Genomic DNA, 5,164 nt, shown 5'->3' with positions numbered 1-5,164 from the left:
TGGGAGCTGCCCGGCCTCGCGGGCGACGTGATGATCCAGCCGGCGGCCTGGATCGGCATCCACGGCCTGACCTGGCTCACGATCATGCTGGCGGCGACGCCGGCACTGGGGCGGCGGGCGATGCTGGCGGGAGGGGTCGTCCTGGCGGCCTGGATCGGGCTGGGTGCCTGGCGCGTAACGCGGCCCACGCCCCCGGCGCCGGGGGTCGAGGCCGTGCTCGTTCAGGGCAACGTGGCCGAGGGCGCCAAGTGGAACCGGGCGCTGACGGTCGCCATCTTCCGCCGCTACCTTGATCTGACCCGCCAGGGTCTCGCGACCGCCGGCGCGGGGCCAAAGGTCGTGGTGTGGCCCGAGACGGCCAGCCCTTTCCTGCTGACCGAAGATGCGGGGGCCCGCGAGGCGATCGCCGAGGCCGCCGCGTCCGGGCACGGCGATCCGGCGACCGTGCTTGCCGGCACGGTGCGCTTCGGCAGCGACCGACGGCCGCGCAATGCCCTGGCGGCGATCGAGCCCGACGGGCGGGTCGCGGCGCTGTATGACAAGTGGCACCTCGTGCCGTTCGGCGAATTCCAGCCCGACTGGTTCCCGCTGCCCTTCCAGGTGGTGCCCGGCGGCGGCTTCGCGCCAGGCACGGGGCCGGCGACGCTGCATCTGCCCGGCCTGCCGGCGGTCGCGCCGATCATCTGTTACGAGGCGATCTATTCCGGCGAGCTCGTCAGCCGGATCGACCGGCCTGGCTGGCTCGTCAATGTCACGAACGACGCGTGGTTCGGCGACTCATCCGGGCCGCGCCAGCACCTCGCCGCGGCGCGGATGCGGGCGGTGGAGCAGGGCTTGCCACTTCTGCGCGCAGCCAATACCGGCATAACCGCCGCATTCGACGCGCGCGGTCACGAACTGGCCCGAATCGCTCCGGACGTGCCAGGATTTCTCACTGTCGCGCTGCCGCCGCCGCTGCCGCCGACGGTGTATAGCCGTTGGGGTCTCGCGCTGCCCGCGTTGTTGGCGCTCCTTTCTCTCGTCTTCGGCGCGTGTATGCGTTATTTTACCCGCAGATAACCGGACCGAATCGCCCCTTGGCGGCGGATTGTGAAGCAAGTCCCAAAATTGAGTATCGCTCCGGGAGAATTGACAAAAATGTTGATTATCCGGGGTTGCATCGTTAATCTACTGTGATGCTCGTCACCGGCGCCGGGCGCGAGTTATTGGAGGTTTCACATGTTGGAAACAACGCGAAGGGGTGCACGCATGGCCCGCACCGGGGAAAGCGAGAGCGGTGAGCGGGAAAGCCGCCCGAGTCCGATCGATGTCCATGTCGGCTCGCGCATCCGGTTGCGGCGGACGCTGCTCGGGATGTCGCAGGAGCGGCTCGGCGAAGCCCTCGGGCTGACGTTCCAGCAGGTCCAGAAATACGAGCGCGGCGTGAACCGCGTCGGCGCGTCCCGCCTGTTCGACCTGTCGCGCGTGCTCGACGTGCCGATCAGCTTCTTTTTCGACGACATGCCCGACAATCTCGCGGGGACCTATGGCGCGGCCCCCCGCGGCGGTGTCCGCGGCAGCCTGTCGGAAGCGCAGGAAGGGTTCGGCGACGACACGCTCAATCGTCGCGAGACGCTGGAACTGGTCCGGGCCTACTACCGGATCTCCGAACCGGCGGTGCGCAAGAAGGTGTTCGACCTGATCAAGTCGATGGGGCCGACCGAGTGACCGGAACGGATCCCCAAGGCGCGCCGCATTAGGCGCTGCCCTCGCGCAGCTGCGGATTGTCGAACACAGGGCTTCGCATCGCCCGCAACGCCGCCTGCAGCGCGCTCGCCAGATCGCGCTTCTCGTATTCACCGAGAAACGCGGCGATCTCCTCACGCAGGTGACGGGTGGTCAGCAGCAGGGCCGGAATACGCCCCGGGCGCTCTTCCACCACGATCGTCAGCCAGGCCGCCGGCAGCGTGCTGCCGGTGCGCCGGCCGTGACGGTCGATGCGCTCGACCGACAGCGCCTCGGCCGACAGGCGGATCGTCTCCCGCGCCCGCGCCCGCGCCATGTTCAGGCGCAGAAGAAAGACGATCAGCGCGACCTCGGGGATGCTGAACCCGATCACCGGCCACGCGCCCATCAGGCAGGCGCGCAGGCCGATCAGCGCGCTCAGCGCGACGATCACGGCGGCGAGGGTGCGCACGCCGCGCGGCGACAGGCTGCGATAGGGACGGATGACCGCCTCGAACACCGGCGGGATGGGCGCTTGGGTATCCATGCCCGCAGTCTATCGCCAATTCCTCGCCGAGCGGGAGTTGCCACGAACGCAATCCCCGCCAACGCTATGGCAATGCCACGCACCCAAGCCGCCGATGCCGCGCCCCGCAATCCCGCCGCCGCGAAGGCGCGGCGCCCGAAGGCGGCGCGGGCGATGTCGCGCGCCGACGCCGCCGCCTTCATCGGGGCGCTCAGCCTCGCCAATCCCTCCCCGCGCAGCGAACTGCACTATCACGACCCCTTTACCCTGCTGGTCGCCGTCGTGCTGTCGGCGCAGGCGACCGACGCGGGGGTGAACAAGGCGACTCCGGCGCTGTTCGCCGCCGCCCCGACGCCGGCGGCGATGGCGGCGCTGGGCGAGGCGGAGATCGGGCGCCACATCCGCACCATCGGCCTGTGGCAGTCGAAGGCACGGCATGTCGCGGCGCTGTCGCGGGCGCTCGTCGAACAGCACGGCGGCGTCGTGCCGCACGACCGCACGGCGCTGGAGGCGCTGCCGGGGGTCGGGCGCAAGACGGCCAACGTCGTGCTGAACGTCGCCTTCGGCGAGGCCACGATGGCGGTCGACACCCATATCTTCCGCATCGGCAACCGCACCGGCCTTGCCCCCGGCAAGACGCCGCGGGCGGTGGAGGAGGGACTGGTCGCCCGCATCCCCGCCGACAAGCTGCGCGACGCGCATCACTGGCTGATCCTGCACGGGCGCTATGTCTGCAAGGCGCGGCGGCCGGAATGCTGGCGCTGCGTGGCGGCGGCCTGGTGCCGCTATCCCGCCAAGACCCCGGCGCCGGATGCATGACGGCGCCCCCGCGCTTGCAGTCCGGCGCCGCCGGGGCGATGTAGGTGGCAGTCATAACGGCCACTGATCGGACCGCCATGTTCATCGAGACCGAAGGCACGCCGAACCCGGCGACCCTCAAGTTCCTGCCGGGCCGCGACGTGATGGGCCAGGGCACGGTCGATTTCGCCTCGCCCGAGTCGGCGGCGGCCAGCCCCCTCGCCGCCGCGCTGTTCGCGCTGCCGGGCGTCGCGCGCGTCTTCCTCGGCAGCGACTTCGTGACCGTCACCAAGGCCGACAGCATCGACTGGCAGTCGCTCCGCCCGCAGGTGCTTGGCGCGATGATGGAGCATTTCGTGACCGGCCGCCCGGTGATCGAGGGCGAGCAGACCGCGGCCGCCGAGGAGGACGTCTCCCCCGAGGACGCCGACATCGTCGCGCAGATCAAGGAACTGCTGGACACGCGCGTGCGCCCGGCAGTGGCCGGCGACGGCGGCGACATCGTCTTTCGCGGCTTCCGCGACGGGATCGTGCACCTGCACATGCAGGGCGCCTGCTCCGGCTGCCCGTCGTCGCGCGCCACGCTCAAGCACGGCATCGAGAACATGCTGCGCCACTACATCCCCGAGGTCGTGGCCGTGCAGCAGGTCGAACTCTGATGACGACGGTGCCGATCCTGGCCCTGGACGCCGCCGCCCGCGACCTGCTGTTCAACGAGGCACGCACGCATAACCGCTGGACCGACCGGCCGGTCAGCGACGCGACCCTGCGCGAGATGTACGAGCTGCTGAAGATGGCGCCGACCTCGGCCAACGCCTCGCCGGCCCGCTTCCTGTTCCTCCGCTCGAAGGAGGCGAAGGAACGGCTGGCGCCGGCGCTGTCGTCCGGCAACCTCGAAAAGACGATGGCCGCCCCGGTCACGGCGATCGTCGCCTACGACCCGGCCTTCTATGACCACCTGCCGCGCCTGTTCCCCCATGCCGACGCCAAGTCCTGGTTTACCAGCAGCCCGGCGCTGGCCGAGACGACGGCATTCCGCAACGGCACGCTGCAGGGCGCCTATCTCATTCTCGCGGCGCGCGCGGTGGGCCTGGATGCCGGCCCGATGTCGGGCTTCGACAATGCCAAGGTGGACGAGGCTTTCCTGGCCGAGCACGGCTGGAAGTCCAATTTCCTGGTCAATCTCGGCCACGGCGACCCGGCCGGGCTGTTTCCGCGCTCACCCCGCCTCGACTTCGACGAGGCCTGCCGCGTCCTCTGACGCGCGCGACCGGCCCCGCCTCGGCTGACAAGCCGGGGCGGAGCCGCTAGACCCGGTACACACCGACAGACACGGCGGCCCGGGCCAGGACGGCGCGGCGCCGGGAGCATGCCATGGCACGCAGCGCCACCATCCACCGCGAGACCGCCGAGACGCATATCGACCTCAGCCTGGAGCTGGACGGCAGCGGCCGGTCGGAGATCGACACCGGCATCGGCTTTCTCGATCACATGCTGACCGCGCTTGCCCGCCATGCCCTGTTCGACCTGCATCTGCGCGCCGAGGGCGACCTGCATGTGGACGATCACCACACCACCGAGGATGTCGGCATCGTGCTCGGCCAGGCGCTGGCGCAGGCGCTGGGCGACAAGCGAGGGGTGACCCGTTTCGGCCATGCCGTCGTGCCGATGGACGAGGCGCTGGTGGAAGCGGCGATCGACCTGTCCGGCCGCGGCTTCCTGGCGTGGTCGGTGCCGATCGAGCGGGCGAAGATCGGCACCATGGATACCGAACTGTTCGAGGAGTTCTTCCGCGCCCTCGCCGCCAACGGCCTGTTCACCCTGCACGTGACCCGCCGCGCCGGACACAACGCTCATCACCTGGCCGAAGCCAGCTTCAAGTCGGTCGCCCGCGCCCTGCGGCAGGCGGTCTCGCCCGACCCGCGCGCGGCCGAGGCCATCCCGTCGACCAAGGGCGTGCTGTAGGGATGCGACTCTGGACCGTGCACCCGGCGCGCGCCGGCCGCGCGCCGACGCTCGTGCCGGAGGGGTACGCGTGGGGCGCGCTGCTGTTCGGGCCGCTCTGGTTCGCCCTGTCGGGCGCGGTGACGCCGGCGGTCCTGCTGCTGGCCGCCGAGGCCGCGCTCGCCGTGTGGC

The 5,164-nt window shown here is 70.5% G+C and carries 7 protein-coding genes; 6 read left to right on the top strand and 1 reads right to left on the bottom strand.

All coding sequences use genetic code 11. The annotated features are described in order from the left end of the window. Together lnt and B8460_RS07815 are read left to right on the top strand one after the other, a co-directional pair. Positions 1–1,059, top strand: a 1,059-nt coding sequence (gene lnt, locus B8460_RS07820; protein WP_048861027.1) for an apolipoprotein N-acyltransferase, incomplete at its 5' end; no start/stop codon positions are given. Between the two features lie 189 nt (positions 1,060–1,248). Beyond that, on the top strand, positions 1,249–1,707 hold the full coding sequence (locus B8460_RS07815; RefSeq protein WP_048861026.1) for a helix-turn-helix domain-containing protein: 459 nt from the start codon (positions 1,249–1,251) through the stop codon (positions 1,705–1,707). A gap of 28 nt (positions 1,708–1,735) precedes the next feature. On the opposite strand, the gene B8460_RS07810 is transcribed toward B8460_RS07815, so the two are convergent. Next, complete coding sequence (locus B8460_RS07810) at positions 1,736–2,251, bottom strand: DUF2244 domain-containing protein (protein ID WP_048861025.1); 516 nt, start codon at positions 2,249–2,251, stop codon at positions 1,736–1,738. Between the two features lie 72 nt (positions 2,252–2,323). On the opposite strand from B8460_RS07810, the gene nth reads away from it, so the two are divergent. The 4 genes from nth (at position 2,324) to hisB (ending at position 4,993) form a co-directional block, all read left to right on the top strand. Further along, complete coding sequence (gene nth, locus B8460_RS07805; RefSeq protein WP_373855742.1) at positions 2,324–3,049, top strand: endonuclease III; 726 nt, start codon at positions 2,324–2,326, stop codon at positions 3,047–3,049. Between the two features lie 77 nt (positions 3,050–3,126). Further along, positions 3,127–3,687 carry a NifU family protein gene (locus tag B8460_RS07800; protein ID WP_048861024.1) on the top strand — a complete coding sequence of 187 codons (561 nt, stop codon included), beginning with the start codon at positions 3,127–3,129 and terminating at the stop codon, positions 3,685–3,687. After that, a complete protein-coding gene (locus B8460_RS07795; RefSeq protein ID WP_048861023.1) occupies positions 3,687–4,289 on the top strand; it encodes a malonic semialdehyde reductase in 603 nt (200 codons plus the stop codon). The genes B8460_RS07800 and B8460_RS07795 overlap by 1 nt, the downstream gene beginning before the upstream one ends. A gap of 113 nt (positions 4,290–4,402) precedes the next feature. Beyond that, complete coding sequence (hisB, locus tag B8460_RS07790) at positions 4,403–4,993, top strand: imidazoleglycerol-phosphate dehydratase HisB (RefSeq protein ID WP_048861022.1); 591 nt, start codon at positions 4,403–4,405, stop codon at positions 4,991–4,993. Positions 4,994–5,164 lie beyond the last annotated feature (171 nt).

The organism is Acidisphaera rubrifaciens HS-AP3 (assembly GCF_000964365.1).
GTDB lineage: Bacteria > Pseudomonadota > Alphaproteobacteria > Acetobacterales > Acetobacteraceae > Acidisphaera > Acidisphaera rubrifaciens.
Note: the sequence above shows the minus strand (reverse complement) of the source record. Positions and strands in the feature narration are given on the sequence as shown.